The 25,903-nt window shown below is 62.9% G+C and carries 25 protein-coding genes, 2 pseudogenes and 1 other annotated feature; of the genes and pseudogenes, 8 read left to right on the forward strand and 19 right to left on the reverse strand.

Features of this window, described 5'->3' with window-relative positions; translation table 11 throughout:
- The first annotated feature begins 26 nt into the window (after nt 1-26).
- Nucleotides 27-1,574, forward strand: a complete 1,548-nt coding sequence (locus tag E1742_RS15955) for a methyl-accepting chemotaxis protein (protein ID WP_134385975.1) — start codon at nt 27-29, stop codon at nt 1,572-1,574.
- Nucleotides 1,575-1,652: 78 nt separating this feature from the next.
- Here the strand turns inward: E1742_RS15955 and E1742_RS15960 are convergent, their stop codons facing one another.
- Complete coding sequence (locus tag E1742_RS15960) at nt 1,653-2,621, reverse strand: LysR family transcriptional regulator (protein ID WP_134385976.1); 969 nt, start codon at nt 2,619-2,621, stop codon at nt 1,653-1,655.
- Between the two features lie 105 nt (nt 2,622-2,726).
- On the opposite strand from E1742_RS15960, the gene E1742_RS15965 reads away from it, so the two are divergent.
- Nucleotides 2,727-3,017 (forward strand): hypothetical protein, encoded by a 291-nt coding sequence (locus E1742_RS15965; RefSeq protein WP_229466014.1) that lies wholly within the window; start codon nt 2,727-2,729, stop codon nt 3,015-3,017.
- Between the two features lie 61 nt (nt 3,018-3,078).
- On the opposite strand, the gene E1742_RS15970 is transcribed toward E1742_RS15965, so the two are convergent.
- The 5 genes from E1742_RS15970 to E1742_RS15990 all read right to left on the reverse strand — a co-directional run bounded on the left by E1742_RS15970 (nt 3,079) and on the right by E1742_RS15990 (nt 6,243).
- Entirely contained in the window at nt 3,079-3,672 is a 594-nt protein-coding gene (locus tag E1742_RS15970; RefSeq protein WP_134385977.1) for a chalcone isomerase family protein, read from the reverse strand.
- Between the two features lie 117 nt (nt 3,673-3,789).
- Complete coding sequence (locus E1742_RS15975) at nt 3,790-4,047, reverse strand: YfhL family 4Fe-4S dicluster ferredoxin (RefSeq protein ID WP_134385978.1); 258 nt, start codon at nt 4,045-4,047, stop codon at nt 3,790-3,792.
- 9 nt (nt 4,048-4,056) lie between these two features.
- A complete protein-coding gene (coaD, locus tag E1742_RS15980; RefSeq protein WP_134385979.1) occupies nt 4,057-4,548 on the reverse strand; it encodes a pantetheine-phosphate adenylyltransferase in 492 nt (163 codons plus the stop codon).
- Between the two features lie 90 nt (nt 4,549-4,638).
- Nucleotides 4,639-5,259: a 16S rRNA (guanine(966)-N(2))-methyltransferase RsmD gene (gene rsmD, locus E1742_RS15985; protein WP_134385980.1), complete on the reverse strand. Its 621-nt coding sequence runs from the start codon at nt 5,257-5,259 to the stop codon at nt 4,639-4,641.
- 102 nt (nt 5,260-5,361) lie between these two features.
- Nucleotides 5,362-6,243 (reverse strand): DUF6279 family lipoprotein, encoded by an 882-nt coding sequence (locus E1742_RS15990; RefSeq protein WP_134385981.1) that lies wholly within the window; start codon nt 6,241-6,243, stop codon nt 5,362-5,364.
- 27 nt (nt 6,244-6,270) lie between these two features.
- On the opposite strand from E1742_RS15990, the gene glmU reads away from it, so the two are divergent.
- A complete protein-coding gene (gene glmU, locus E1742_RS15995; RefSeq protein ID WP_134385982.1) occupies nt 6,271-7,647 on the forward strand; it encodes a bifunctional UDP-N-acetylglucosamine diphosphorylase/glucosamine-1-phosphate N-acetyltransferase GlmU in 1,377 nt (458 codons plus the stop codon).
- A 12-nt stretch (nt 7,648-7,659) separates the two neighbouring features.
- Here glmU and E1742_RS16000 read toward each other — a convergent pair whose 3' ends face one another.
- On the reverse strand, nt 7,660-8,262 hold the full coding sequence (locus E1742_RS16000; protein WP_166793500.1) for an acyl carrier protein phosphodiesterase: 603 nt from the start codon (nt 8,260-8,262) through the stop codon (nt 7,660-7,662).
- A gap of 901 nt (nt 8,263-9,163) precedes the next feature.
- A complete protein-coding gene (locus E1742_RS16005) occupies nt 9,164-9,637 on the reverse strand; it encodes an Lrp/AsnC family transcriptional regulator (protein WP_134385984.1) in 474 nt (157 codons plus the stop codon).
- A 145-nt stretch (nt 9,638-9,782) separates the two neighbouring features.
- Between E1742_RS16005 and glmS the strand changes: the two genes are divergently transcribed.
- Nucleotides 9,783-11,612, forward strand: a complete 1,830-nt coding sequence (gene glmS / locus E1742_RS16010; protein WP_134385985.1) for a glutamine--fructose-6-phosphate transaminase (isomerizing) — start codon at nt 9,783-9,785, stop codon at nt 11,610-11,612.
- A gap of 286 nt (nt 11,613-11,898) precedes the next feature.
- Here glmS and E1742_RS16015 read toward each other — a convergent pair whose 3' ends face one another.
- The gene (locus E1742_RS16015; RefSeq protein WP_134385986.1) at nt 11,899-12,285 is read right to left on the reverse strand and encodes a DUF3732 domain-containing protein; all 387 of its coding nucleotides are present in this window, start codon (nt 12,283-12,285) and stop codon (nt 11,899-11,901) included.
- Nucleotides 12,282-13,442: pseudogene (locus E1742_RS16020) on the reverse strand (IS3 family transposase). Before E1742_RS16020 ends, E1742_RS16015 begins: the two are co-directional and overlap by 4 nt.
- Nucleotides 13,108-13,223: a sequence feature (AL1L pseudoknot), on the reverse strand. (Overlaps the previous pseudogene by 116 nt.)
- Before the next feature lie 377 nt (nt 13,443-13,819).
- On the opposite strand from E1742_RS16020, the gene E1742_RS16025 reads away from it, so the two are divergent.
- The gene (locus E1742_RS16025; RefSeq protein WP_134385987.1) at nt 13,820-14,968 is read left to right on the forward strand and encodes a sensor histidine kinase; all 1,149 of its coding nucleotides are present in this window, start codon (nt 13,820-13,822) and stop codon (nt 14,966-14,968) included.
- Between the two features lie 748 nt (nt 14,969-15,716).
- Nucleotides 15,717-15,923 carry an IS66 family insertion sequence element accessory protein TnpA gene (gene tnpA / locus E1742_RS27475; protein ID WP_443094114.1) on the forward strand — a complete coding sequence of 69 codons (207 nt, stop codon included), beginning with the start codon at nt 15,717-15,719 and terminating at the stop codon, nt 15,921-15,923.
- Between the two features lie 70 nt (nt 15,924-15,993).
- On the opposite strand, the gene E1742_RS16030 is transcribed toward tnpA, so the two are convergent.
- From E1742_RS16030 to E1742_RS27400, 9 genes and pseudogenes are all read right to left on the reverse strand, one after another.
- A complete protein-coding gene (locus E1742_RS16030; protein ID WP_134385988.1) occupies nt 15,994-17,421 on the reverse strand; it encodes an efflux transporter outer membrane subunit in 1,428 nt (475 codons plus the stop codon).
- Nucleotides 17,418-20,558 carry an efflux RND transporter permease subunit gene (locus E1742_RS16035; RefSeq protein WP_134385989.1) on the reverse strand — a complete coding sequence of 1,047 codons (3,141 nt, stop codon included), beginning with the start codon at nt 20,556-20,558 and terminating at the stop codon, nt 17,418-17,420. The genes E1742_RS16030 and E1742_RS16035 overlap by 4 nt, the downstream gene beginning before the upstream one ends.
- An 11-nt stretch (nt 20,559-20,569) precedes the next feature.
- Entirely contained in the window at nt 20,570-21,700 is a 1,131-nt protein-coding gene (locus E1742_RS16040; RefSeq protein WP_134385990.1) for an efflux RND transporter periplasmic adaptor subunit, read from the reverse strand.
- 3 nt (nt 21,701-21,703) lie between these two features.
- On the reverse strand, nt 21,704-23,152 hold the full coding sequence (locus E1742_RS16045) for an MFS transporter (protein ID WP_134385991.1): 1,449 nt from the start codon (nt 23,150-23,152) through the stop codon (nt 21,704-21,706).
- A gap of 15 nt (nt 23,153-23,167) precedes the next feature.
- Nucleotides 23,168-23,827, reverse strand: coding sequence for a histidine phosphatase family protein (locus E1742_RS16050; RefSeq protein ID WP_134385992.1), 660 nt, complete (start codon nt 23,825-23,827; stop codon nt 23,168-23,170).
- Nucleotides 23,824-24,057, reverse strand: coding sequence for a DUF2798 domain-containing protein (locus E1742_RS16055; protein ID WP_134385993.1), 234 nt, complete (start codon nt 24,055-24,057; stop codon nt 23,824-23,826). The genes E1742_RS16050 and E1742_RS16055 overlap by 4 nt, the downstream gene beginning before the upstream one ends.
- Nucleotides 24,058-24,079: 22 nt before the next feature.
- Nucleotides 24,080-24,619: a carboxymuconolactone decarboxylase family protein gene (locus tag E1742_RS16060; RefSeq protein ID WP_134385994.1), complete on the reverse strand. Its 540-nt coding sequence runs from the start codon at nt 24,617-24,619 to the stop codon at nt 24,080-24,082.
- A gap of 8 nt (nt 24,620-24,627) precedes the next feature.
- The gene (locus E1742_RS16065) at nt 24,628-25,020 is read right to left on the reverse strand and encodes a siderophore-interacting protein (protein WP_371860234.1); all 393 of its coding nucleotides are present in this window, start codon (nt 25,018-25,020) and stop codon (nt 24,628-24,630) included.
- A 60-nt stretch (nt 25,021-25,080) separates the two neighbouring features.
- Nucleotides 25,081-25,264, reverse strand: a pseudogene (locus E1742_RS27400) (siderophore-interacting protein); the annotation flags it as partial.
- On the opposite strand from E1742_RS27400, the gene E1742_RS26825 reads away from it, so the two are divergent.
- Entirely contained in the window at nt 25,208-25,360 is a 153-nt protein-coding gene (locus E1742_RS26825; protein WP_229466016.1) for a hypothetical protein, read from the forward strand. The pseudogene E1742_RS27400 and the gene E1742_RS26825 sit on opposite strands and share 57 nt — an antisense overlap.
- Nucleotides 25,361-25,407: 47 nt before the next feature.
- Complete coding sequence (locus E1742_RS16075) at nt 25,408-25,890, forward strand: MarR family winged helix-turn-helix transcriptional regulator (protein WP_134385997.1); 483 nt, start codon at nt 25,408-25,410, stop codon at nt 25,888-25,890.
- The last annotated feature ends 13 nt before the right edge of the window (nt 25,891-25,903 follow it).

Raw genomic sequence — 25,903 nt, forward strand, 5'->3', positions numbered from 1 at the left:
TCCCGAGCCGTAGCGGAGGTGGGGACATGACAGCAACGCACAGGCCGCTCCTGCGGCAAGCGACGTCGATCGTCGCGGGCACGGCCGCCGGCATCGTGCCGGTTTGGCTGCTCTTCGGTAACACGGCGGCCTGGCCGGCCACCCTCGCAGCGGCCGTCGCAGCTGGCGTGACGCTGTTGCTGGCGCGACCCCGCCGTCACGATGGCGCCCGCGTGTTTGCCGACACGGTCGGCGCGCAGATCGATGCCATCATGATCGGCGCGGCCGAGACGTCGTACTTCGTCGATTCCGTCAAGGCGAAGATCGGTGCCGATGTCGAGACGGCCAGCGCCATCGTCGCCAGCTCCGATCACAACGCCCGTACCACGGAACAGATTGCCGCCAACGTCGAGCGTGCGTCGCAGGTGGCACACCGCGTGCGCGAGGAAACGGTGGCAGGGCGAACCGAGGTGGATGAAGGTCTGCGCCGCATCTCCGGCGCCAGCGGCGACGCGAAGATTGCCGCCGCGATGATGGCGGACCTGCAGCAGAAGGCGGGCAGCATTGCCGGTTTTACGGAAGCGATCTCCGAGATTTCCGCGCGCACGAACCTGCTGGCGCTCAATGCCGCCATCGAAGCGGCCCGTGCCGGCGAACAGGGGCGCGGCTTTGCCGTCGTTGCCGGCGAAGTGCGCCAGCTTGCCCAGCGCACCAAGGCGGCCACGGATGAGATCAGCGCCATGGTTCGGGCCATCAACGACCAGGCGCAGAAGGCCAGCAGCGGCATGGATTCGCTGGCGCTAGCTGTGACGGAGGCCGCCGGCAATGTGCAGACGGTCCATACCTTGTTGTCCAATATCGAGCGGTCGTCGGGCGACTCGGAAAAGGAGATCGACGCCATTGCCCACGCGTCGCGCGAACACGTGGCGACGGCGCAGGTGATTGCCGACGCGATCACGCGCATCCGCGACAGCATGTTGTCGACGGATGAGGAATTGCCGCGCGTGGCGTCCTCCGCGATGGCGCTGGCCGAACGGGCCGAAATCATCGCCGGCGCGCTGGCCGAAGCGGACGTGGCCACCGCGCACGACGCCATCCGCGACGTGGCCCGGCAGGCTGCGCGCGATGTCGGCCGGCTGTTCGAGCAAGCCATTGCATCAGGCCGGATCAGCCGGGAGGCATTGTTCGACCGCCGCTATCGTCCCATTGCCGGCACCAATCCGCCCAAGTACAACACGTTATTCGACGCCTTTACCGACGACGTGCTGCCGCCACTGCAGGAAGCCTTGCTGGCGGCCATGCCGCAGCTGGCATACGCCGGGGCCGTCGACGATCACGGCTATTTCCCCACGCATAACCGCAAGTTTTCGCAGCCGCTTACGGGGGATTACGACGTCGATATCGTCAACAACCGGACCAAGCGCATCTTCAGCGACCGCACCGGCAAGCGCTGCGGTAGCAACACGCGGCCGTTCCTGCTGCAGACGTATCAGCGCGACACGGGCGAAGTGATGCACGACCTGTCGGCCCCGATCTATGTTCACGGCAAGCACTGGGGCGGCTTCCGCATCGGCTACAAATCGGGCACCCACTGACGAGCCCGCGACAACATCGGGGTCAGGCACCGAAACTGTCACGAGTCCGGCCGTAGCAGGGGACGGGCCCTGGCGGCCTTAGTAGGTATCGCTGCGCGGTGCGGTGTTTGGCGCCGTTTTCTGGACAACGGAGTTCATGCCCTCCAGGTGGCCGCGCAGCCATTTATGGGCGGGGCTGCGCGCATCGCGTTCGTGCCACAGCATGTCGAGGTGGACGGCCGGCAGCTGGAACGGCAGGTCCTTGTACAGCAATGCGTCCGTCATGCCGGTGGAGGCAATCAGGTGTTTCGGCAGTACCGTGATCAGGTCGGAATTGGCGACGACGCGCCCGGCCGTGAAGAACTGGTTGACCGTCAGCAGGATGCGGCGCTCGCGCTGCAACTGCGCCAGCGCTTCGTCGACCAGGCCATGGGCGCGGCCGGAGAAGCTCACCAGCAGGTGGTTGGCGGCGCAGTAGGCATCCAGCGTCAATTCTTCCTTCGCCAGCGGGTGGCCGCGCCGCATCACACAGACGTACGTGCCCGAATACAGCCGCTCGTGCCGGATCGGCGTGGCCGTTTCGTACGACAACTGGGCCGCCACGCCGGGGAAGAAGCCGACGGCCAGGTCGATGTCGCCGCGCAGCAGCATGGGCCGCGGCTCGCGCGTCGTCAGCGGCATCATGCGCACGTTGATGCCGGGCGCATCGCGTTCGATCGAGCGCATCAGAGAGGGCAGCCACATGGCCGCCGTCGCGTCCGCCATCGCCAGGCGAAAGGTCGCATGCGCTTTCGACACGTCGAACGTGCCGGGCGCCACCGCGTTTTCCAGCGACGCCAGCGCGCTGCGCACCGCCGGCCACAGCGCTTCGGCGCGTGGCGTCGGCTTGACACCGTAGGCGGTGCGGATCAGCAGCTCGTCGCCCAGGCTTTCGCGCAGGCGCTTGATGGCGTTCGACACGGCCGGCTGCGTCATGGCCAGATGGCCGGCGGCCCGGGTCAGGTTCTGTTCGGTCATCACCGCATCGAATACGCGCAGCAGGTTCAGGTCGAGCGTCAGGAAACTCATGGTGTGATATTCAGAAGTGTGATGATTAATATTGGGAAACAGAATTGGAATGATATGTTGCGCTGCACTATAGTAGCGTTAAATTCTAATCGCAACCGAAAAAGCATGTCCACTTTGATTTCCGTAGCACAATTCGTACCCGGCTTCTCGCTGGGCCAGGCGCTGCAGTTCCTGCTTGCCGCCGCCATCGCTGTCGGGTTCATTGTCTTGTTCAAGCCGCTGCTGCGCGGGCTGGCGCTGGCCGCCCTGCTGGCCGTCAAACCGCGCCTGTCGAAGGAGCAGCGCCTGCAGCGTCGCCAGATGCGCGATTCGGCGCTGATGCGTGGCCTGATGAATTCGGCCGAAGGTTCGCCCAGCGACGCCGCCGAGTTGCGCGCTCTGACCGCCCGCGGCTGATTTCTCCCCACTTGCGGCAGCCAGGCTGCCGCAGCGCAGCACGTCCCGCCTCAGCTTTCCCTTAGTTTCCGCCCAACAGCTTCGGTTTCAGCGAGCCATCCGCCGGCTTGTCGCCCAGCCAGATGCGCAGGATGGCGTTGTAGAACGCCACGTCCTGCACCGTTTCGCCGATCTTCCTGCCATTGAGGGTGCAGACGGTTCCGGTACCGGGCACCCAGTCCACCAGCAGCACGTCCCCCTTTTTGAGCCCTGGAATGGCCGCAAACATTTCGCCGAACGATTTGGTTTGCGGCAACAGCCGCGTGCGTTCGGCTCCGTCCGTATTGGCGTTCAGGCCCTTCATGAAGGCGTCGCCGAACTCCTCCGACGTAAGGTCGCGCATGCTGACGATCTGAAGGCGGCGCGCGCCTGGCGTGGCCAGCACGTCGACCACGGTGGTTTTCTTTTCCGGCAGGTACAGCCCCAGCGCGTAGACCTTGAAGACGATCCTGGTGCGGATCCCGGCGCCGTTGAGCTTCAGGACGTGGCCGTCGACGGTGGCGGTGTCGTCGAATCTGGCGCCTGCCACGTCGATGGCGGCAAAGACGGGATGGGCGATCGCCGTCGTCAACAGCACGGCGGCGGCGGTCAGGAATGTTCTGCGGGTGAAAGGCATACGGGCTCCGGCGTGGGGTCGAAAAGTGCGTTGAGGCATGCCGGAGCAATATACCACCCTCTTCCGCGTTGCTGCACGCCCATGCTTTTCCCTACGCCCGCAAGCCGGGCGCGCCGGTCAGGCGGCCTTGGCCGCTTCCAGGCGTTCGTATTTGGCGCGCAGTTCGTCTTCCGACTCGCGCCAGGCGGGATTGAACGGAATGCACGCGACCGGGCACAGCAGCTGGCACTGCGGTTCCTCGAAATGGCCGACGCATTCGGTGCACTTGTTCGGGTCGATCTCGTAAATTTCCAGACCCATCGAGATCGCGTCGTTCGGGCACTCGGGCTCGCACACGTCGCAATTGATGCAGTCGTCGGTAATCATCAAAGCCATGGCAATCTCTTACGCAGGTTTGCTGGCGGCGATTTTCTTCTTCAGCCAGCGGTCCACCGAAGGGAACACGAATTTGGACACATCGCCGCCCAGCTGGGCGATCTCGCGCACGATCGTGCCCGAGATGAACTGGTACTGGTCCGACGGCGTCAGGAACAGCGTTTCGACATCGGGCAGCAGGTAGCGGTTCATGCCCGCCATCTGGAATTCGTACTCAAAGTCGGACACGGCGCGCAGGCCGCGCACGATCACGCGCGCATCGTTCTCGCGCACGAAATCCTTCAGCAGGCCGGAAAACCCCTCGACCTTGACGTTGGGATAATGGCCCAGGACTTCGTTGGCGATTTCCAGGCGTTCCTCCAGGGAGAAAAACGGATGCTTGTTCTGGCTGTCGGCAACGCCGACGACGAGCTTGTCGAACAGGCCCGATGCGCGGCGCACCAGATCTTCGTGACCACGGGTCAGCGGATCGAACGTTCCCGGATAAACGGCTACAACCATTGCGGCTCCCTGCGTTATGCACCAATCAGACGCGCATTATGCCCTAATTCCAGGCACCGCTTCGGGAGCTGGCGCGAACGATGGCGCTGTTCAGGAACGCAAACCGAGCAGGTGGAAGTGCACCATCCCCGCCTTGTCGCAGCGTACCACGTCCCATGGTGCCAGCCAGTCGGGCGCGTCCGCATCGGTCAGCGCGTGTTCCGCTTCCGCGTAGACGAGGCCGCCTTCTTTCAGCAAGGGCGCGCACAGCGGCAGCGAGCGGCCCAGCAGGTCCTGCTGATACGGTGGATCGATAAAGATGACGTCGAATCGTTGTCCGCGCAGCGCCAGCGACTGGGCCACGGCCAGTGCGTCGCCGCGCAGCACGGTGATGTTCGCGGCCTTGACCTTGTCCCGGTTGGCTTCGAGCTGGCGCACGATGGCCGTGTTGGCGTCCACCAGCGTGACGGACCCGGCACCGCGGCTGGCCGCCTCGAAGCCCAGCGCGCCGCTGCCGGCAAACAGGTCGAGCACCTGTTTGCCAATCCAGTCGCCTTGCAGGTGGCGCAGCCAGTTAAAGACGGTTTCGCGGACGCGGTCGGGCGTGGGCCGCAGCCCCTGCGCCTCCAGTACGGGCAGCGGTGTGCGTTTCCAGTCGCCGCCGATAATGCGCACCTGCTTGCTGTGCGGGGCACCGTGGACGGGGACTTTGGCGGGCTTTTTGTTCTGCATGGGATGGTCGGGCGGAAAAGACGCGGCACTATAGCATGCGTCAAAACCGGTGACAGGCTCCGGTTTTCCCGGAAACCGGAGCCTGTCACCGGTTTTTTTACGCTATTTTGTCTCGGCCGCCAGCGTCGAGAAGTCCTGGATCCAGCCCTGCATGCGTTTCTGCGCGTGTGCCTTCTGTTCCGGCGTGGCGATGCGGATGACCGTATGCACCAGCTCGATCGTGCTGTTTGTATAGGCGTCGAAGAACGGCTTGCGCTCCGAATTGTCGAGACGGCTGAAGCTGTCGCGGATCAATGTCTGGATCTGCGCCGTCGCCTGTTCGCGGCTGGGCTTTTCTTCCATGATGCGGCGCGCCAGTGCCAGCACGGCGCGCTGCCGGCGCATCCGTTCATCGAGCCAGATATTGTTGTCGAGCGGGCGTGCGTCCGACGCCTGGCGGATGATCGCCTCCTGCTCGTTGCTGAAATTACCGAACCACAGCGTGAACTGCTCCATCGATTTCTTGTAGCGGTACTGGTTCTGGTCGTCCCTGTCGCCCTTCATGTTTTTCTTGCGAAATTCCGCATTGTTCTTGGCGAATTTCTTTTCCATTTGCGCCAGCTGTTCGGGCTTGAGCGACAGGGCCAGGTCCGCGATGTCCGGCGCCGCCTTCAGCAGCAGCGCCTGGGTGCGGGCGCGCACGTCGTTGTAGTCGGCCAGCAGCTCGGCGGGCGTCGGATTGCCCTGCAACTGGCGCTGCGCCTTCTGCAGCACCTGGATATAGTCCTGCAGCTGTGTCTTGCGGTGCCAGCGGAACAGGTTGTCGATATCCTTCTTGACCTCGTCACGTTGACCGTCTTCGAAGTCGACGTAATTGTCGAGCCACCAGTACAGCAGCGTGTCGCCGTTGTTATAGGCAAGCTTGAGCGAACTGCAGGCGGCCACCAGAACCAGTGCCGCCAGGACGCACCACGTACGGAAAGTTTGCGTGCTAAACTTTTGCATATTTATAACTTTCGGACCTTCGGCCATATGAACGTTGTCATCCTCGCTGCCGGCATGGGCAAACGCATGCAATCCGCGCTGCCAAAAGTGCTGCACCCCCTGGCCGGCAAGCCCTTGCTGTCGCACGTTATCGATACTGCGCGCAGCCTTGCACCGGCTAAATTATGCGTGATCTACGGGCACGGTGGCGCCGCGGTGCTCGCTTCACTGGACAGCCACAAGGCGCGCGGCGGCATCGATATCTCCGCCGCATTGCAGGAGCCGCAACTGGGTACCGGCCACGCCGTCATGCAGGCGCTGCCCGTGCTGGACGACGGCGCCCCCACGCTGGTGCTGTACGGCGACGTGCCGCTGACGAGCGCGGCGTCGCTGCGCGCGCTGGTGGACGCCGCCGGACAGGACAAGCTGGGCATCCTGACGGTGGTTCAGGAAGATCCCTTCGGCTTGGGCCGCATCGTCCGCGAAAACGGCCGGATCGTGCGCATTGTCGAGGAAAAGGATGCCAGTGCCGAGGAACGGCAGATCCGCGAGATCAATTCCGGCATCATGTGCATCCCGACGGCGCACCTGAAAGCCTGGCTGGGCCGGCTGCAGAACAATAACGCCCAGGGCGAGTATTACCTGACCGATATCGTCGCGCAGGCCGTGGCGGACGGCGTCGAGGTCGTCTCGGCCCATCCGGCGGCCGAGTGGGAAGTGCTGGGCGTAAACAGCAAGGTGCAGCTGGCCCAGCTGGAGCGCATCCACCAGAACAACCTGGCGCAGGCGCTGCTGGAAAAAGGTGTGACGGTGATGGACCCGGCCCGCATCGACATCCGCGGCGAGCTGGTGTGCGGCCGCGACGTGACGATCGACGTCGGCTGCGTGTTCGAAGGGAAAGTGACGCTGGCGGACGGCGTCACGGTCGGCGCCCACAGCGTGCTGGTCAACGCTACCGTTGCTGCCCGCGCGCAGATCAAGCCGTTTTGCCATATCGAGGAAGCGGTCGTTGGCCCGGCATCCATCATCGGCCCGTACGCGCGCCTGCGTCCCGGCACCGAACTGGGCGAAGATGTCCACGTGGGCAACTTTGTCGAGATCAAGAACAGCCAGGTCGCTGCGCACAGCAAGGCGAATCACCTGGCCTACATAGGCGACGCCACCATCGGCTCGCGCGTCAATATCGGCGCCGGTACGATCACGTGCAATTACGACGGCGCCAACAAGTTCCGTACCGTGATCGAAGACGATGCCTTTATCGGCAGCGACAGCCAGCTCGTTGCGCCTGTCACCGTGGGCGCCGGCGCTACGTTGGGTGCCGGCACGACGCTGACGAAAAACGCCCCGGCCGGCAAGCTGACGATCTCGCGGCCCAAGCAGCTGACCATCGAAGGCTGGACGCGCCCTGTCAAGGTGAAGAAGTAACTTGGCTGCTACCTAGTTGTCCGTCGTGGCCAGTTCCTCCCGGCGCCCGCCTGCAAAGGCGATCAGGTCCGGGAAGAACTGGCCGAATCCCGTCGCGATCGTCTCTCGGTTGGCGACCAGATCGTCGATTCCCTCGCGCAGCAGGTGGCCGTTGCGGCTCAGTCGCCGGGAGACCCGCGCCACGGTGTCCGCTACGCCGTCGAAGTGCGCATAGCCCCCCAGCCAGTCCTGCCTGATCAGATAAGGCAACATTTCCCGCAACCGTGCGGGCAGTAGTGGCTCGTGCGTCGCCAGCGCCTCGTAAAACCGCGCAATCAGCGCTTCGCGCGGCATGTCGCAGTAGCGCTCCCACTGCTGGCTCAGCAGGTGATCGTAAAAGATATCCAGCACGATGCCGGCATAGCGGCGGCGGCCTTCCCTGAACAACTCCTTCGACGCCAGCACGACAGGATGGCTGTCCGTGTAGCTGTCGATATGCCGGTGCAGCGTGATTTCGCGAGCGAGCGCTGCGGGATAGTTGTCCACGTCATTGGCCTTGACGAAGTCGCCCAGCATGGCGCCCACCATTGCCGCGTCGCTGTGGCGGGCCAGATAGATATGTGCAAGGTAGTTCATGCGCCATTCTAGCCGCAGGGCGGAGCCGCTGCTTGTGGAGAACTTTGTGGGTAAGCGGCAGAACAAGCGGTGCGTAAGCAGTGCAGAACTGTATATGGGAGCTGGATTGCTTTGCAATTGAGCGCGCTTGCTCCAGTTGGGGATAAGGTTGTTGGTAACAGCGTTGATATCCGGTGTAGAATCGGTGGATTGGTCTGTATGGCCGTTTTTGAGCGCCTGTTCAGGCCCTCCATAACAGTGCATAACGCTGTGGAGAAACGTTCGATAAGCTGTGAATAGGCGACTTTTCCACATGCCATGCGTTAGCATTGCCGCGTTTACTGGCAGTGCTCCAGGTCCAGGAATGCGGCATCTTTTTCGTGGCCGATCGGCGTCATTGGCGGCAACTGACCGTGTGGCCTTCGGTTCCTGCCCGGCTCAAGCGGCAGCTCCGTCAGCCTCGGCCGAGTGGTGTGAGCCTGTCGCGTCGGACCGGCCGTGTTCGGGCCGGGAATTTCAGATCGATGGCGAGGCGTCGACAGGGCCGAAGCAGTCACGGCTCCTTCCGCCGTTGCCATTGCCCGGTTCACTTGAGCAGGATGCCTTGCGGGATGGGGCATGATGGATGGGTGCAGGGGCGCGGGAACGCCGCCAGGATGGGCCGCCGAAGCCATGCTAGCGACCGATCACTTGACGCGTCGCCAGGCTCACCACGCTGTCGGAAACTTGCTGGCGGCTGTGAATAACAATGTGCAAAACCCTGTGGGCAGTTACGTATAAGCCTGGGAAAAGCTGCGCACAACCCGTGTCAATGCAGTGGATAAGCCCGTGTACAACCCGCTGTAAACCCTGTGGGCAAGCTGTGATTTGACTGTGGAGTTGTTGTGGAATTGCTGTGGCTAATGCAGGGATAACTATGCGGTTACACGGCAATGCGCGTCTCGAATTTGCTGCGAAACGTCGAGAAATAGGCCTTCACGTTGCGTACGTTGGCATGGCTGGTGAACAGCCGGTGCGCCAGGGCGTGATAGGCCGGCATATCCGCCACCTGCACAACCAGCACGAAATCGGGGCCAGGCGAAACCCGGTAGCATTGCAGTACCGCGGGCTCCTGCGCCACGTGCGCTTCAAACTCGCTCATCCGATCTGCTGCCTGCACGTTCAGCGTGATCTCGACAATGGCAGTGAGCTGCGCGCCAACCTTTTCGGGCGCGACAATTGCTACTTCGCGGGCGATGACGCCACTGTCGCGCAAGGCCTTGACTCGGCGCAAACAGGTGGGTGCCGACACGTGCACCAGTTGCGCCAGCTCAGCATTGGTAAGCGCGGTGTTCATCTGCAGGGCATTCAAAATGCGTCGATCGACATCATCCAAGCCGGTAGCTAACGAGTTCATAAAATTTTTACAGTAATTTCGAAAGAATATTTCGTCATCAATCTGACATGAAATATTCCTTCATATTCTACATCATTTAGAAAGCATATTTCGTCCTCACTGCTCTACGATGTCGTCATCACAACATTTAATTGATGAGGTCATCATGTGCGGCATTGTCGGCGCGGTAGCGCAGCGTAATATCACTCCCATCCTGATCGAAGGCCTGAAGCGTCTGGAATACCGCGGCTACGATTCCTGCGGCGTGGCGTTGCACGTGGACGGCAAACTGCAGCGTTCGCGCAGCACGTCACGCGTGGCGGACCTGGAAAAGCAGATGGACGAAGTCGGTCTGCAAGGTTTCACGGGCATCGCCCACACCCGCTGGGCCACGCACGGCGCACCGGCATCGCACAACGCCCATCCGCACTTCTCGCCCAGCGACGAGAACGCCCGTATCGGTCTGGTGCACAACGGCATCATTGAAAACCACGACGAGCTGCGCGCCGAGCTGCAGGGCTTGGGCTATGTGTTCCAGAGCCAGACGGATACCGAAGTGATCGCCCACCTTGTCGAGCACATGTACAACGGCGACCTGTTCGACACCGTCCAGCAGGCCGTCAAGCGCCTGCACGGTGCGTACGCGATTGCTGTCTTCTGCCGCGAGGAGCCGCACCGTGTCGTGGCCGCCCGCCAGGGCTCGCCACTGATCGTCGGCCTGGGCAAGGGCGAGAACTTCGTGGCTTCCGACGCGATGGCGCTGGCCGGCACGACAGACCAGATCATTTACCTGGAAGAAGGCGACGTCGTCGACCTCCAACTGGGCCGTGCATGGATCGTCGACGTCGACGGCCGCCAGGTCGAGCGCGAAGTCAAGACAGTACACGCCCACACGGGCGCAGCCGAGCTGGGCCCGTACCGCCACTTCATGCAGAAAGAGATCTTCGAGCAGCCCCGCGTCGTGGGCGATACGCTGGAAGGCGTCATCGGCATCATGCCCGAGCTGTTCGGCGACGAAGCCTACAAGGTCTTCAAGCAGATCGACCGCGTGCTGATCCTGGCCTGCGGCACGAGCTACTACGCCGGCCTGACGGCGAAGTACTGGATCGAATCCATTGCAAAAGTACCGGTCAGCGTGGAAATCGCCAGCGAATACCGCTACCGCGACAGCGTGCCGCATCCGGACACGCTGGTCGTCACGATCTCCCAGTCCGGTGAAACGGCCGACACGATCGCCGCGCTGAAGCACGCCCGCTCGCTGGGCATGGAACACACGCTGACGATCTGCAACGTCGCCACCAGCGCCATGGTGCGCGAGTGCAAGCTGGCCTACATCACCCGCGCCGGCGTCGAAGTAGGCGTGGCCTCCACCAAGGCATTCACGACGCAGCTGGCCGCGCTGTTCCTGCTGACCTTGACCCTGGCGCAAGTGAACGGCCGCCTGTCGGAGGAAGAAGAAACGGCGCACATGAAGGCCATGCGTCACCTGCCGTCGGCCATCACCGCCGTGCTGGCGCTGGAACCGCAGATCATCGCCTGGGCCGAGGAATTCGCCCGCAAGGAAAATGCGCTGTTCCTGGGCCGCGGCATGCACTACCCGATCGCCCTGGAAGGCGCGCTGAAGCTGAAGGAAATCTCGTACATCCACGCCGAAGCGTATCCAGCAGGTGAGCTGAAGCACGGCCCGCTGGCGCTGGTGACGGAAGAGATGCCGGTTGTCACGATCGCCCCGAACGACGCGCTAATCGAAAAACTGAAGTCGAACATGCAGGAAGTGCGCGCCCGCGGCGGCCACCTGTACGTCTTCGCCGACGTCGACTCGCGCATCACCTCGGGCGAAGGCCTGCACGTCATCCGCTTGCCGGAACACTACGGCTGCCTGTCGCCGATCCTGCACGTCGTTTCGCTGCAACTGCTCGCGTATCACACGGCGCTGGCGCGCGGGACGGATGTGGACAAGCCACGTAATCTGGCGAAGTCGGTTACGGTGGAGTAATGGTTGAGGTTTGCCAGGCTCGAATTGACAAATCAAGATTATGTTTGTCAAACCTAGATTAGGTTAGTCAAATTGTAGATTATGTTAGTCAAATGCTTGGAGAGCTTAACGGCCTCCCCATCCTGAGCACTGAAACACCTGACCGATGGCCCCCCATCGTTATCTGCGGGGATAACGATGGGCGCTGCGTTGCTTTCAACGCATGTCCAAACAAAGCCAGCAAGGTTGGTCAGCTTTTCACGACGGAAGTTCCTGCCCCCTTCCCGCGAGGAAAAACACCGCGACGTTACAAACCCCAGCTTGGCCAATCTTTGGTACCAACGCCGGCGGGATCCATCCACGGTTCTTCGACGAGCGCTTCCTGGAACCAGTCCTCAGCGAAATTGGCATGTTCCGTCACGATGAGCTGGAAGCCGGGTACGAGTACCCTGGTGTAGTTCAACAGCGTCTCGAAGAGTCGCTTTGCTGCAGCTAGGTCGACATCAACGGATCGCACTCGTTTGGCATCGCCCGCGACCGACTCATAGGCGGTCTGTGAGGGAAAATATACCTGTCTCGGCTGGTCCAGCATGAGGAACCGAGGAATCGGTACGTTGTTCTGCCAGGCGTAGTGGTGCAGCGCAAGCAGAGTGAATCGCCCCGGCTTTCGTGGAGGCCGGTTAGTGTGAGTCAAGCCGGGATAGCCTGACTGCTCAGTTGCGCGTAATAGTTTGCCTCAGCTTCCTCTGGGGGTATATAGCCGAGCGGTTCGAGCAAGCGGTGGTGATTGAACCAAGACACCAATTCCAGCGTGGCCAGTTCGACGGCCTCTCGTGTTTTCCAAGGAGCACGGCGGTGGATCAATTCAGCCTTGTAGAGCCCATTGATGGTCTCGGCCAAGGCATTATCATAGCTGTCCCCCTTGCTGCCCACAGTCGGCTCGATACCGGCTTCTGCCAAGCGCTCGCTATACTTGATCGACACATATTGCGAGCCCCTGTCGCTGTGGTGGACCAACGCGTTTCGCTCTGGCTGACGCGCGTACAGCGCCTGTTCGAGCGCATCGAGAACGAAGTCAGTGCGCATCGAGCTGCTAACGCGCCAGCCAACGATGCGCCGGGCGAAGACGTCAATGACGAAGGCGACATAGACAAAGCCTTGCCACGTCGAGACATAGGTGAAATCGCTGACCCACAGTTGGTTCGCCGCTGCGCCTTGAATTGGCGATGGACCCGATCAAGTGGACATGGTGCCTTTGCATCAACAACCGTTGTGCGTACAGCCTTGCTGCGCATGACGCGACGCAGGCCGGCCTTGCGCATCAAGCGCTCCACCGTGCAGCGGGCCACATCGGTCCCTCGCAGCGCAGTTGGCGCCAGACTTTGCCAGCTCCGTAGACCTGCAGATTTGCCTGCCATACCCGTTCGATCTCGGTACTCAATATGTCATCGCACCGGGCTCGTGCGCAGCGCAAGCCCGGATTACGTTGTTGCGTCGCGTATCGCCAGTAGCCGGACGGCGCGATCTGCATTACTTGGCAGATCGACTCGACGCCGTATGCGTGGCGGTACTGATCGATGAATGCCCTCACGGCTTGAAGCGGCGATCGAGCTCCGCCTGGGCGAAAATGCACTCGCCAGACGCAAGATCTCGTTCGTCTTGCGCAGCTCGCATTTTCTCGCTCCAACGCTTTGATGCGTTCTTCGTCAGCAATAGTCGGGCCTGGGCGCTGGCCGTTGTCGCGCTCTTGCTGCCGCACCAGCGCCGTAGCGTCTCTGGTGTGCAGCCGATCTTGGCCGCTATAGATCCGATCGCTGCCCTGCTTCGCCAACCATACGCATGGCGCGTGATGACTCCAGGGGAGTATTTGGCGGCTTCTTCATGGCTCTATTCTCTCAAACAATGAGGCCTCTACAAACCCGGGGCGATTCAGTCCTTGCGGCATTATTTCATAACCCCCGATACACACAGAATATCGGACAGGCTCATGTTGCTGCAGTCCAGAGTTCGGCAACTCCCTCTCCACATCGGTCGTTCGATGACAGTGATGCAACAGCGGACCAATTGAGTGGCAGCAATGGCTTCCAGTTGATACAATGTGTGCTGGCAATCTTTGCCAGTCGATCGCCTAGATCCCGCGACGGCTTTCCGCGTCCCATGACGCGCGGCTCTGCCAACGCGCCCCCAAACGCCGCCGACGTTGGCTCCGCTTTCTCCGAAAGTGTCGAATGCCTCTGGCGACAGATCAAAACATCAATGGGCGCGGTCTATCTTCAAAGGCCCTGCAATTCAGTTCCCTGCGTGACACCGTCATGGACCGCTGGGAGCGCGAGGTTCGTGCGCGCGTCGAAGGTGCACGCGAGTTGCTTGGCCCTGTGTTGACCAACACCCTCCCGGCCTTCTACGACAACATCGCTGAGGCCCTCAGCCCCGCCCATCCACGCAAGGACGGCGCAAGCGACAATAACGCATCGACCGCACATGGCAGCGAGCGAGCGCGTCTGACCCAGTTCGGTCCGGACCAGGTCGTTCATGAATATCACCTCTTCCGCGAGGCGATCAGCGATGTGGCCGAGGGTCGCGTGGAGCTGGACGCGGCCGATTGGAGAATCATCGATCGCTCGATCAACCGAGCGACCCGCGAGGCGGTTCGAGCCTTCGCGGCCATCCAGGACGAACTGCGGAGCAAGATGGCTGCAGCATTGTCGCACGATATGCGTACGCCCCTTTCGGTGATCGCCAACAGCGCCCAGCTCATTTCCGTCGCACCCACCCTGGAGATGGCGCGCAAGGCCGCCCAGAAAATCGAGTCTAACACGCAACGACTCGACGATATGATGGGCGAGCTGCTCGACGCCCTTACCATGCACACGGGCGCGACAGTGCCTCTCTCTCTCTCGCGCTTTAACGCCTTTGACTTGGTCAACGAAATGCGCGAACAATACTGCGAGAGCCGCAAGGGGGGACAGGAGATTCAATTCGAGGCGGTCGGCGAGACGGTCATAGGCCATTGGTGTCGCGGCTCAATGAGGCGGGCCCTGGAAAACCTTATCAACAATGCGATCAAATACGGTGACAATATGGTCGTCCGGATTATGGCGCGAGAGGCTCGTGGGCGCCTGATGCTCAGCGTCCACAATGAGGGGAACCCTATTCCCGAAGATCGCCACAACCGTATCTTCGACTACCTGACGCGTGAGGGCGAAGCCGCGTCCCGGCCAGGCTGGGGCATTGGTTTACAATTTGTGAAAGCCGTGGCGGAAAGTCATGGAGGCAGCGTAACGGTCGATAGTTCCCCCGAAATGGGGACGACGTTTCTGATCGACGTGCCGGTAGACTGCCGGCCCTATGCCAGAGATGCGAAGGCCCGATCATAAGTGCGTGACGTCAGTTTATTCCAAATAGCCGGTCAAGCTCGTTGAGTAGCATGAGCATGGCTTTTACAGCCGCCTGTGCCTTCAGCGTCGTGATGTTGTCCATGCGTCACCTTCTGGCGCCATCGTATGGACTGCGTCAGCCAAGCGTTTGACCTGCGTCAAGGCCAGAATCGATAGCGCTATGGAAGCCGTTATACATTCCGTCCGCGAACGGACGAATCTTCGACAGCTCTTGCAGAGGTCAAGTGCTCTGTGGCCTATGGTAACTCAGTAGTACGGCATAAAAACCGCGGTACTTGAGAGCCGCATTTGGTGTGTAGTTGCAGAGTATCAAAGAGCTCCGGCGCTTGTAGGGGGCGGAGCGATACCAGGGCTTGGCGAGAAGCGTCGCTCAACAGGTGGACCCTAGTCTCCTACGCATCGCCGCTTTGCTGGTAGTTTGTTGCTATCCGGCTACTCGTGGTGGCTTCAAGGTGGAAGTCTCGCTCTCGTCGATATGACGAAGTGAAAGGGGATAGAGCGGGTTAGAACGTGCAGCGAGTGAGTAGAACACGTCGAAATACCGTCGGTGCTGCGGGATTGTATTACGAGAACGTAAGCGGTTCCTGAGCAGCGTTGTATCTTTCGGTTTCGCAGCTGGGCACAATCTGTTCCGAGTTCAACAATACGTAGCCGAACACGGACAATCTGGAACCTCATATCTCCAAGGAATCGGCGTGGCGACGCCTCTTGCTTCGGCAAGCGCAAAGTGAAAAGCGAAAAGCGAAAAGCGAAAAGCGAAAAGAGTATTGCCGCCTTTTGCCGTGGTGAAGCAGTGTCGACAGCCAGCTTTCATACTTGGCGTACGAAGCTGGCCGCTGCCGATAGCCACGCCGCAGTGAGTGGTACAAATTCGCTTACAGAACCAGCTGGCGAGCTTTTACACAGGCTGGACCCATTGCAGACATTCGGATAGAGCAGTCAAGCACCAACAGGCTCACCCGAACGGTTCCTTCACATCGTCAATGCGACAGCATTCATCAGGCTCAGGGCAGGTCAAACCCACCGGCCATGGCCACGTAGCTGCGCGCAGTCGCAATAGCAAGATCGCGCTGGGCGCTTATCAATTCCTCCTGCGTGGCCAACGCAATGCGCTCGGCTTCGAGAACGCCCAACAGACTCTCTCCGCCTTCCTGATAACGCAAGCGCGCCAGCCGCGCGCTTTCCTGTCCCAGCTCATGCGCTTGCTCGAGCTCGGCATGACGGCGACGAAGCTGGGACCAGCGGGAGATCGCGTTGTCAGCATCTTCGAGCGCGAACGCCAGCACTTTTTCGTAGCCAGCGCGCGCCGCCTCTACCTCGGCGCCGGCGGCGCGCACGCGGGCGCGCCGGGCGCCTCCGTCGAACAGGGGCAGTCCCAAAGCGGCGCCGCCTTGCCAGCGCCTGTTATCGCCTCCGGTCCAGTCCCCGGCGACGCCCGACGCGCCAAACAGCGCCGCCAGGCTGACGCGGGGGAAGCGGTCCGCCAGGGCCATGCCTTCCCGCGCTTCCGCTGCCGCCAGTGCCCGTTCCGCAGCGCGCAGATCCGGACGGCGCAGCAGCAGGCGCGCCGGTTCGTCCGTCACCAGCGCCCGGGGCAGCGCAAGCGGGGCCGAACGGTCGAGCGCCGCGATCTCCGATGCGTCGAGCCGCTGACCGGTCAACGTGGCCAGGCGGTTACGCGCGGCCCGTTCCTGGGTCGCCAGGCTGGGCAAGCGCGCACCGGCCAGGCGCATCTGGGCTTCTGCGCGCATGCGTTCGGCCGGGGCCGCGCGTCCAGCCTGTTCGCGTTCGCGCACCAGCCTGACCGTGCCGGCTTGGTTGTCGAGCTGCTCGCGCAGGCTTGCCTGAAGTTGCTGAGCTCCACGCAGCTCCACATAGGCATAGACGACTTCGGCCAGGATCAGGCGGCGCACATCGTCGCGCAGCGCCGCCTGCTCGTCGACCGACGCCTGCGCCACAGCGATGCTTTGACGCACACGGCCGAACAGATCCAGCTCCCAGCTCAGCAGTGCGTCCCACTGGACCGGCTCGGCCACCCGCGAACGGCCGTCATGCGTTTCGATGGCAGAGGCCCGCGCGCGCCCGCCCTGCGCCTGCAATTCGAACGAGGGCCAGCGCGACGCACGCGCAGCCACGGCGTACTCGCCGGCAGCGTCCAGCCGGGCGGCAGCGATTCGCAGGTCGTGGTTGTCGTGCCAGGCGCGTTGCACCAGCTGCTCCAGGTCGGCGTCGCCCAGTTCGCGCCACCACAGCGCCGGCGCCGCCCCAGCCTGCACGCCGTCCGCGCCAATGCCCGACGGCAGCGCGGACAGATGTGCCGCGTCAGGCACTCTCTTTTGAGGCCCGCTTGACGCACACGCAGTCAGCAGCAGCAAGCTGACCAGCATCGGCGCAGCGGGCCGGGCCATGCAGATTGCGATATGTCGTTTCATGCGGATTCCCCCTCTACGGGTGCCGCTAGCAGCGCCGGCGCGCTGCGGCGCGCCAATATTGTGAACAGCAGCGGCGTGAACAACAATCCCGACAAGGTCACCCCGACCATGCCGGCAAATACCGCCGTTCCCATCGACTGGCGCATTTCGGCGCCCGGACCGGTCGACAGCATCAGCGGCAAGGCGCCCAGCAGGAAGGCGAGGGACGTCATCAGGATCGGGCGAAGACGGGTGCGGGCCGCAGCGATTGCCGCGTCGCGGCGGTCAGCCCCGGCCGCCATCGACTGCCTGGCGAACTCGACGATCAGAATGGCGTTCTTGGCGGCCAGGCCGATCAGTACTACGATGCTGATCTGGGTCAGCACGTTATTGTCCATGCTGCGCCAGGACACGCCCAACAGTGCGGCCAGCACGCAGGCAGGCACGATCAGCACCACCGAGAGCGGCAACAGCCAGCTCTCGAACAGGGCGGCAAGCAGCAGGTAGACGCACAGCACGGACAGGGCGAGCACGCCGGCGGTGCTGCCGCCGGCCTGCTTCTCCTGCAGGGCCAGCTCGGTCCATTCGTAGTCGAACCCGGCCGGCAGGCGTTCCTTGAGCAGCTTTTCCATCGAAGCGATGGTTTGACCGGTCGAGAACCCGGGCTTGGTGGCGCCCTGGATTTCAGCGCTTGGATACAGGTTGTAGCGTGGCACACGGAACGGTGCCGTTTCCTGGGTAAAGCTTGCTAGGCTGCCCAAGGGAACCATGGCGCCGCTGACGGCGCGGGTCTTGAGCGCGGCCAGATCCTCGATTCCCTGCCGGTATGGCGCATCGGCCTGGGCGGTAACGCGCCAGACCCGCCCCATTAGGTTCATGTCGTTGACGAACACCGGCGCCATATAGCTTTGCAGGGTCTCGTTGGCCCTGGACAGCGGCACGCCCAGGTACTCGGCCTTGGTGCGGTCCAGGTCGACCTTGATCTGCGGGGTCATGGCATTGAACGGGGTGAACGCGTTGGCCACCGAAGGCAGCTTGTTTGCTTCCTCGACGAGACCGCGGACGACCTTCTGCAGGGCCTGCGCTCCCTGATCGCTCGTATCGCGTACCTGCAGCTTGAAGCCGCCGCCGGTGCCGATACCGGGTACGGACGGCGGCGGAATCACCATCACGCGCGCTTCGCTGATCGGCGCCAGCTTGCCGCGCAGGGCGGCCAGCATGGCCGGGCCATCCAGGTCGACGCTGGCGCGCTCGCCGAAATCCTTGAACATGGTGAAGATCACGGCCGCGTTCGGCGCGGAGGTGAAGGTGGCCCCGTCGGTGCCGACGAATGCGGCCGTATGGGCCACGCCCGGATGGCTCATCAGGCGCGCACTGGCATCGCGCGCCACCTCGGTGGTGCGCGCCAGGGTCGAGCCGGGCGGCAGCTGGACCGAGACGATCGCGTAGCCCCGGTCGAGCTGAGGCACGAAGCCGGTCGGGGTGATGTCCAAACGCCAGACGGTAAGCGCAAGCAGGCCCAGATACACCGGCAGCATCAGCCAGCGGCGCGACAGGGTCAGGGTCGTCAGGCGAACATAGCGCCCGGTCAGCCTGGAAAACACACGGTCGAACACGACCATCCAGCGCGCGCCCAGGCTGCGGCTGCCATGCCGGGGCTTGAGCAGCAGCGCCGCCAGTGCCGGCGACAGGGTCAGCGACACCAACGCCGAAATCAGGGTGGAGGCGGCGATCGTCACGGCAAACTGGCGGTAAAACATGCCTGAAATGCCGTCGATAAAGGCGGTGGGAACAAACACGGCGACCAGCACCAGCGCGATGGCGATCAGCGCAAAGCCGACTTCGCTCATGCTGCGCTGCGCCGCCTGCAGGGGGCTCATTCCCGTCTCCATGTGGCGCTCGACGTTTTCCACCACCACGATGGCGTCGTCGACCACGATGCCGATCGCCAGCACGAGGCCGAACAAGGACAGCGTGTTGAGCGAATAGCCGAGGGCGGACAGCACCGTGAAGCTGCCAACCAGCGACACCGGAATGGCCAGGATGGGAATGATTGCGGCGCGCCAGGAACCGAGGAACACCAGCATCGCCAGGCTGACCAGCAGGGCCGCCTCGAAGATGGTGTCGCGCACCTTGTCGATCGAGTTGCGTATGAACTCGCTCGGATTGTAGTACGAGTGGTACACCAAGTCCTCGGGGAACTCGGCCTTCATTCGCTCCATCTCGGCCATGATCTGTTTGCTGGTGGCCAGGGCATTCGAACCAGGTAGTTGGGTGATGCTCAACGCGACGGCCGTACGGTTGTCGACGAAGCCGCTCTCCGTATAATCCTGCGCGCCCATCTCGACGCGGGCCACGTCGCGAAGGCGCACCAGCCCGCCGTCTGGATGGGAGGCCACGACGATTGCCTCGAATTCGGCCACGTCGCGCAGGCGGCTTTGCGCCTGCACCTGCACCTGGAAGGCACCGTCGCCATCGACCGGCGGCTGGTTCAGCACCCCGGCCGCCACCTGCGAATTGGCCTGCCGTACCGCGGCGATAACTTCGGGCGCGGTCAGGCCGAGCGACGCCACGCGGGCAGGATCGAGCCAGATGCGCATGGAGAAGTCACGCGCGCCGCGGCTGTTTATGTCGCCCACGCCTTCGATCCGGGCCAGCCGGTCCCTGACGCGGGTGCTGATGTAGTTCGAGATGTACTGCTGGTCGCGGGTACCGTTCGGCGAATCGAGCAACAGCACCAACAGCAGGTCGGGCGATGTCTTCTTGACCGACAGTCCGAGGCGCCGTACCGCGTCCGGAAGGCGCGACTCGGCAATCGCCACGCGGTTCTGCACCAGCGACTGGGCCTGGTCGACATCCACTCCCGGCTTGAACACCACGTTGATGGTCAGCTTGCCGTCGCCGATCGACTGCGACGACAGATACAGCATGCCATCCACGCCGTTAAGCTCCTGCTCGATGGGAGCCGCCACGGTATCGGCGATTTCCTGGGCCGAGGCGCCGGGATAGTTGGCCTTGACGGTCACCGTGGGCGGCACGATTGCGGGAAATTCGGAAATCGGCAGGCGGCCGGCAGCCACCAGTCCGGCTAGGGTGATGAGGACCGACAACACGATGGCAAACACCGGCCGCCGGATGAAAAAATCGGAAAAGCGCATGGTGGGCTCCCTTACGTGCCAGCGGCGGCAGCTTGTGCCACCTTGACGTGGTCACCCGGCCGCACCTTGGCGGCGCCGGAAACGATCACGCGTTCGTCAGGCGCCAGGCCCGACACCACCACCTGTTTGTCTCCCACCAGGCGGCCCAGCACCAGCTTGCGCGGAGCGACCTTGCTGTCGGCATCGACGACAAAGACCATTTTCTTGTCCTGGTCGCTTAGCACGGCGGACCCGGGTACCAGAAGGCGTTCCTGGGGCCCGCCCACGGGAATGCGCATGCGCGCGAAACTGCCGGGCATGACGGCGCGGTCCGCATTGGGCAGACTGGCGCGCAGGCGCACGGTGCCCGAGCGGGCGCTGATTTCGTTGTCGACGAAATCGACGGCTGCCGCCTGGACCGCCACGCCGCGCCCAAGCGTCAGCTCGACCTTGCCGGGCAGCTTGTCGAGATGGCGCAGACGCTGGAAGTCGCTCTCCGCCAGGTCGACCACGGCGCGCACCGGATCGTGGGCGACGAGTGTGGTCAGGACACCCGACTGGGCCGAGGCGCCGGTCACGTAGTTGCCGACGTCGACGCGGCGGTCCGAGACGGTACCGGCGATCGGCGCGCGCACGGTGGTGAAGGACAGTTCCAGCTCCGCGCTTCTCAGTTCCGCCTGGCTGAGCAGGACTGCGGCGTGCGCGCTTTCGTATTCGCCGCGCGCGCGCTCCAGTTCTTCCTGGCTGTCCGCACCGGTGCGCCGCAGTTTTTCGCTACGCTCGTACTGGGCGGCAGCCAGCTTCTCGCGCGCCCTGGCCTGGGCAAGGGCGGCCTGCGCCCGGTCGCGCACGGCGACGAACGGACGGGGGTCGATCACGAACAACGGGTCGCCTGCCTTGACCCGCTGGCCATCGCGAAAGACGATTCGCTGCAGATAACCGGAGACGCGCGAGCGCACTTCGACGCGCTGCGACGGCTCGATGCGGCCAGTGTAGTCCATGGTGTCCTGCACCATTGAGCGCTCGGGTTGCGCCACGACCACGGTAGGAACCGGTGGCGGTGCGCCTGGAGCGGCTTGCAAGCGGCTGCAGCCGGACATGGCGCCCGCGCCGGCGAAGGCGGTCAACGCCAGCAGGGATAGGGTAAATGTGGAACGTATCATCTTTCAGGTCTCCAATGGCGCAGGACGGTTGGTCTTGGCGCGCGCGGCAGCGCAGATGGCCGCTGCTGCAAGGATTAGCGCGGCGGCGACGGCAAACGTCGTGCGCATGCCGCGCGCGATGGCGGCCGGGCCAGCGTTATCCATGTCGCCCGTGGACGTCGCCAGGGCGAACAGGGCGCCCATCACGGAAGCGCCGGTGACCAGACCAAGATTGCGGGACAGATTGAGCATTCCGGACACCAGCCCGCGCTGGTCGGCAGGAATATCGCTCATGACGGCTGTGTTATTGGCTGCCTGGAATAGCGCATAGCACGCCGTGAGGGCCGATATCGGCCCCACATAGCCGGCGAGGCCAAGCCGGGGCAACAGCGCCAATGCGGCGCAGGCGCCGGCCGCCCCGAGCAGGCCCAGGCTGGCCATACGCCCCGCGCCGAAACGGTCCACCAGGCGCCCGGCGGGCACGCCGCACAGTGCCGCCACCAAAGGGCCGGCGGCAAGCGCCATGCCGACCATGCCGGGGCCGAGCTGCAGGCCGCCCGCAAGATAGAATGGACCGACGACCAGGGTCGCCATCATCACGGTCGACACCAGCGCACTGGCGGCAAGGCCGGCGCCGAGCAAGGGCGCGCGCAGCATCGCCGGCTGGATCAGCGGCGCTTGGGCCTTGCGTTCGACATGAACGAACAGCGCGATACCCAGCACGGCGCCCAGCAGCAGGACGAGGTTGCGCCCGTCGAACCGGCCCCGGCCGAGGGTCATCGCAACTGCATACGCGCACAGCGTGCCGGCCAGGACCAGCGTGCCCATGTGGTCGAAGCGGGGCCGCGCGGCCTCGCTGTCGGTGCGGTCGGCCGGCAGGTAGCGCAACGCCAGCAGCAGGGCCGCGAGGGACAGCGGCACCTTGATCGCGAAGATCGACGGCCAGCCGTAGCGTTCGATCAGCAGGCCGCCCAGCGCCGGGCCGAGCGTGGTGCCGATGGCCGACATGGTTCCCAACAGACCCATGGCGCTGCCGCTGCGGGACTTGGGAACGGTCTGGGCAACGAGCGCCATGGTCAGCGCCATCATCACGGCCGCACCCAGCCCCTGTGCGGCGCGCGCGCCCACCAGCATCCAGAGCGTGCTTGCCAACGCACACACCCCGGAAGCGAAGGCGAACAGGCCGATTCCGGCCAGCAGTAGGCGCCGGCGCCCGATCAGGTCGCCCAGGCGCCCTACGATGACGATCACCGTGGTGACGGCCAGCAGATAGGCCAGCACGATCCACTGCACATCCTGGAACGGCGCGCGGAACACCGTGGTCATGGTCGGCAAGGCCACGTTGGCGATGCTCGTGCCGAGGGCGGGAAGCAGCATCGACAGTGAAAGGGCCGCGAGAGCACCGCGGATCGGCACGGTGGGACCGCCGTCCGTCTGGCCGGCATCCTGGGGAGGAGACTCTGGAGTGCGCATGGGCGTAGATTCGATTCAGCGTCCGGATCCCAATGTGCCCCGGTAGATGTCGCCCCAGCGCAGAGCGGGAATCACGCCTGCGGCAGTGAGCTCTCCGTTCTTCGATGTGAGGACCAGCGCGTCGCCTTCGCCAAGCCGCACCGAAAACACGTCTTCCGGCAGGTTGTGATGAGCAACGACAACCATGTTCACTCCAGGCTTTGCCCCCTTGGCAACAACGCGCTGCAGGTGCGCCCGGCGCGTTTCGGTGTCCATGCTGCGGGTTCCCATCAGGCCGTTATCCTTGGTGGCCCGCGAAAACATCAGTTCCGCAGTCTGCACTGTCCGGCACATCGGGCTCGCCACGACCGCCCCGATGGGAATGGAAAGCCTGGCGATGATCGTTCCGATCTCCTCGCTCAACTGCCTCCCGCCTTGCGAGAGCATGCGTTGTCCATGACAATGGGTGAGATCGACGGGTTTGGCGTCCTCCAACTGATACGGTTCCGTGAGCGCGTGGCGGAACAGCAGGACGTGTCCGCCCTGTCGGAGTGCCGCCAGCAGATCGGCTTCGCGTGCGTCCGTATGGGATTTGTGGGCACTCCTGGGTTCCGCCAGGCGGTGCTGCGCAAGCGACGGCGAAGTCAGTGCAGCGCCGGCCAGGAGCAGCAGGAACAATCGTAGCAAGCGTTTCATGCGGCCTCCTTTCTTACCAGGGCGCCAACGATGCGGCGCGCCCCCGGGGCGACGATCATGACGACCGGGAACGCAATCAGCCACGAGGGCAGCCACGCATTGATCCAGAGTTGGCCGAATGCCTCGCTCAGGCCTGCGTGTTTATAGGTCGCGATGCCCGATACGATCAGCGACATCATTCCTGACAGCAGGAGCGCAAAGAGTACAGGTGCAAACTTCACAGGGAACATGACGGTTTCCTTTTTGGTGATGTCACAGGGCAAGGGTGACGGGTGGGAAGTCAACATCGGTCTGGGCAACGCTGTTGGTATAGTTGGTGAAAATGTTCATCGCGACGTTGGCAATGACTTCCAATACCAGTCCATCGTCGATGCCCATGTCGCGCAACGCTTCCAGGCGGTCAGTGGACAGCTCGCCCCCATGTTCGAGCAGGGCGATCGTCAGACCGGTAATGGCGCTATCCGTCTCGTTGGGCGAACTGCCGCCGCGCGCCTGCAGGATGGCTGCTTCATCCATGCCGATACGCTTGGCGATGGCTGTGTGAGCTGCCAGGCAATAGCCGCACTGGTTGTGCTGGGCGAGCGCCAGCGCGATCACTTCACGTTGCACGGCAGTCAGGCGTCCCTTGGACAAGGCTTCGGAGAAAGCCAGGTAGCCGTCCAGCACGGCCGGCGCATGCGCGAGGGTGCCGAACATGTTCGGAACCATTCCACGCTTGGCCTTAATGGCTTCCAGTTGTGTTGCGACCTTGTCGGAAGCTTGCTCCGGCAATACTTTTTGAATGCGAGGCATATCTTTTCCTAAGTTAAGTACTGAGTTTTTCGTGAAATCCGGGATTGCCCTGTTTCCAGTAGGCGGCAACATGGGGCTTCCCGAGGGTGCTTGTGGTGCTCCAGGAAGAGTTCACGGGCCGTTTTCATGACCTGTGCCTCCCCGGCGCACCAGACGTATCCCTTTCCCCTTGGGAGAGAAATCGCTTTGAGGCGCTCCAGCCATGCGTCGCTGGAGCGGACCCAGATCAGGTCCATGTGCGCACGCGTCGAAAACAGACGCTCGTCGTCGTGGTCGGCCACTTCCGGCACTACGATGACCTTGGTCTCTGCAGGCAACTCGCGTAAGCGCCGGGTGATGGTCGGCAGCGCCGAAGCGTCGCCGGCGAGCGAAGTCCAGGCGTAGTCGGCAGAAACCACCATGGACCCGCGCGGTCCAAGAATCGTGACTTCGGTACCGGGGCGTGCATTGCGGGCCAAGTCGCTAGCCGGCCCCGTGTCATGCAGTACGAAATCGATCGTCAGCTCGGCGCGCGTGATGTCGAAATCGAGTGGAGTAAAATCCCGCAACTTGGTTTGTCCCTCCCTGCACGGGCACGGCAATCTTGACGTGATCATCGAAACCCATCGATTGGAAATCACTAAGGTCGCTCCCCTGGAACAGGATGCGGACGAAATTTTTGCTGATTCGCTCTATGCTGCGCACCGTGACGACTCGGCGGCGCGCCTCGAAACGAACGCGCTGTACTTGGCGCGACATTGAAGGTGAACACATGATGAATTCGTCATTCGTTGATAATATCTACGATTATGCAAAAACTTATAGACAATGTCAACGATATGAGTGATCCTAACGTTCGTGAAATCCTTGAAGCGGCTCAAACCGTTGCGCACTTGGCACGTGCGTGCCAGCTGCAAGCATTAAGAGGTGGGCAAGAAGACTTGACGCCGCTCGAGGCCCGGGTGTTGTTTTACTTTTCGCACCACCCTGGGGGATCGCTGGGTGAGCTGGTGGAACATGCAGGACGCGACAAAGGACAGCTGGGAAGGCTAATCACCGGACTACGGGAGCGTGGATGGCTTTCGGCAGAGACGGACAAAAATGACCGTCGAGTCATGCGTTTTCATCTGACTGAGCAAGCGCTGGCACGCCAGAAGTCGATGCAGGATCAGCGCGATGAACTCGTCACGGCGGCAAGCCGCGGACTGACAGTCGCCGAGCGACTGCAGCTACTGGAACTGCTCAATCGGGTACGAGTGAATCTGGAGACGCTGCCACCAGTAAAAACGTAGCAACAAGCCTCCC

The organism is Pseudoduganella plicata (genome assembly GCF_004421005.1).
Lineage (GTDB): Bacteria > Pseudomonadota > Gammaproteobacteria > Burkholderiales > Burkholderiaceae_D > Rugamonas > Rugamonas plicata.

Excerpts from the sequence above, each read along its gene's own strand:
- glmS (WP_134385985.1), top strand. The coding sequence starts at position 9,783 with ATGTGCGGCATTGTCGGCGCGGTAGCGCAGCGTAATATCACTCCCATC.
- E1742_RS16035 (WP_134385989.1), bottom strand. The coding sequence starts at position 20,558 with ATGCGCTTTTCCGATTTTTTCATCCGGCGGCCGGTGTTTGCCATCGTG.
- rsmD (WP_134385980.1), bottom strand. The coding sequence starts at position 5,259 with ATGCAGAACAAAAAGCCCGCCAAAGTCCCCGTCCACGGTGCCCCGCAC.
- E1742_RS15990 (WP_134385981.1), bottom strand. The coding sequence starts at position 6,243 with ATGCAAAAGTTTAGCACGCAAACTTTCCGTACGTGGTGCGTCCTGGCG.
- E1742_RS15975 (WP_134385978.1), bottom strand. The coding sequence starts at position 4,047 with ATGGCTTTGATGATTACCGACGACTGCATCAATTGCGACGTGTGCGAG.
- E1742_RS15955 (WP_134385975.1), top strand. The coding sequence starts at position 27 with ATGACAGCAACGCACAGGCCGCTCCTGCGGCAAGCGACGTCGATCGTC.
- E1742_RS16055 (WP_134385993.1), bottom strand. The coding sequence starts at position 24,057 with ATGTTCCCTGTGAAGTTTGCACCTGTACTCTTTGCGCTCCTGCTGTCA.
- E1742_RS15965 (WP_229466014.1), top strand. The coding sequence starts at position 2,727 with ATGTCCACTTTGATTTCCGTAGCACAATTCGTACCCGGCTTCTCGCTG.
- E1742_RS16045 (WP_134385991.1), bottom strand. The coding sequence starts at position 23,152 with ATGCGCACTCCAGAGTCTCCTCCCCAGGATGCCGGCCAGACGGACGGC.
- E1742_RS16030 (WP_134385988.1), bottom strand. The coding sequence starts at position 17,421 with ATGAAACGACATATCGCAATCTGCATGGCCCGGCCCGCTGCGCCGATG.
- E1742_RS16050 (WP_134385992.1), bottom strand. The coding sequence starts at position 23,827 with ATGAAACGCTTGCTACGATTGTTCCTGCTGCTCCTGGCCGGCGCTGCA.
- E1742_RS16005 (WP_134385984.1), bottom strand. The coding sequence starts at position 9,637 with ATGAACTCGTTAGCTACCGGCTTGGATGATGTCGATCGACGCATTTTG.
- E1742_RS16075 (WP_134385997.1), top strand. The coding sequence starts at position 25,408 with ATGCAAAAACTTATAGACAATGTCAACGATATGAGTGATCCTAACGTT.
- E1742_RS15960 (WP_134385976.1), bottom strand. The coding sequence starts at position 2,621 with ATGAGTTTCCTGACGCTCGACCTGAACCTGCTGCGCGTATTCGATGCG.
- E1742_RS16060 (WP_134385994.1), bottom strand. The coding sequence starts at position 24,619 with ATGCCTCGCATTCAAAAAGTATTGCCGGAGCAAGCTTCCGACAAGGTC.
- coaD (WP_134385979.1), bottom strand. The coding sequence starts at position 4,548 with ATGGTTGTAGCCGTTTATCCGGGAACGTTCGATCCGCTGACCCGTGGT.
- E1742_RS15970 (WP_134385977.1), bottom strand. The coding sequence starts at position 3,672 with ATGCCTTTCACCCGCAGAACATTCCTGACCGCCGCCGCCGTGCTGTTG.
- E1742_RS16025 (WP_134385987.1), top strand. The coding sequence starts at position 13,820 with ATGCCTCTGGCGACAGATCAAAACATCAATGGGCGCGGTCTATCTTCA.
- E1742_RS16040 (WP_134385990.1), bottom strand. The coding sequence starts at position 21,700 with ATGATACGTTCCACATTTACCCTATCCCTGCTGGCGTTGACCGCCTTC.
- E1742_RS16065 (WP_371860234.1), bottom strand. The coding sequence starts at position 25,020 with ATGGTGGTTTCTGCCGACTACGCCTGGACTTCGCTCGCCGGCGACGCT.
- glmU (WP_134385982.1), top strand. The coding sequence starts at position 6,271 with ATGAACGTTGTCATCCTCGCTGCCGGCATGGGCAAACGCATGCAATCC.
- E1742_RS16000 (WP_166793500.1), bottom strand. The coding sequence starts at position 8,262 with ATGAACTACCTTGCACATATCTATCTGGCCCGCCACAGCGACGCGGCA.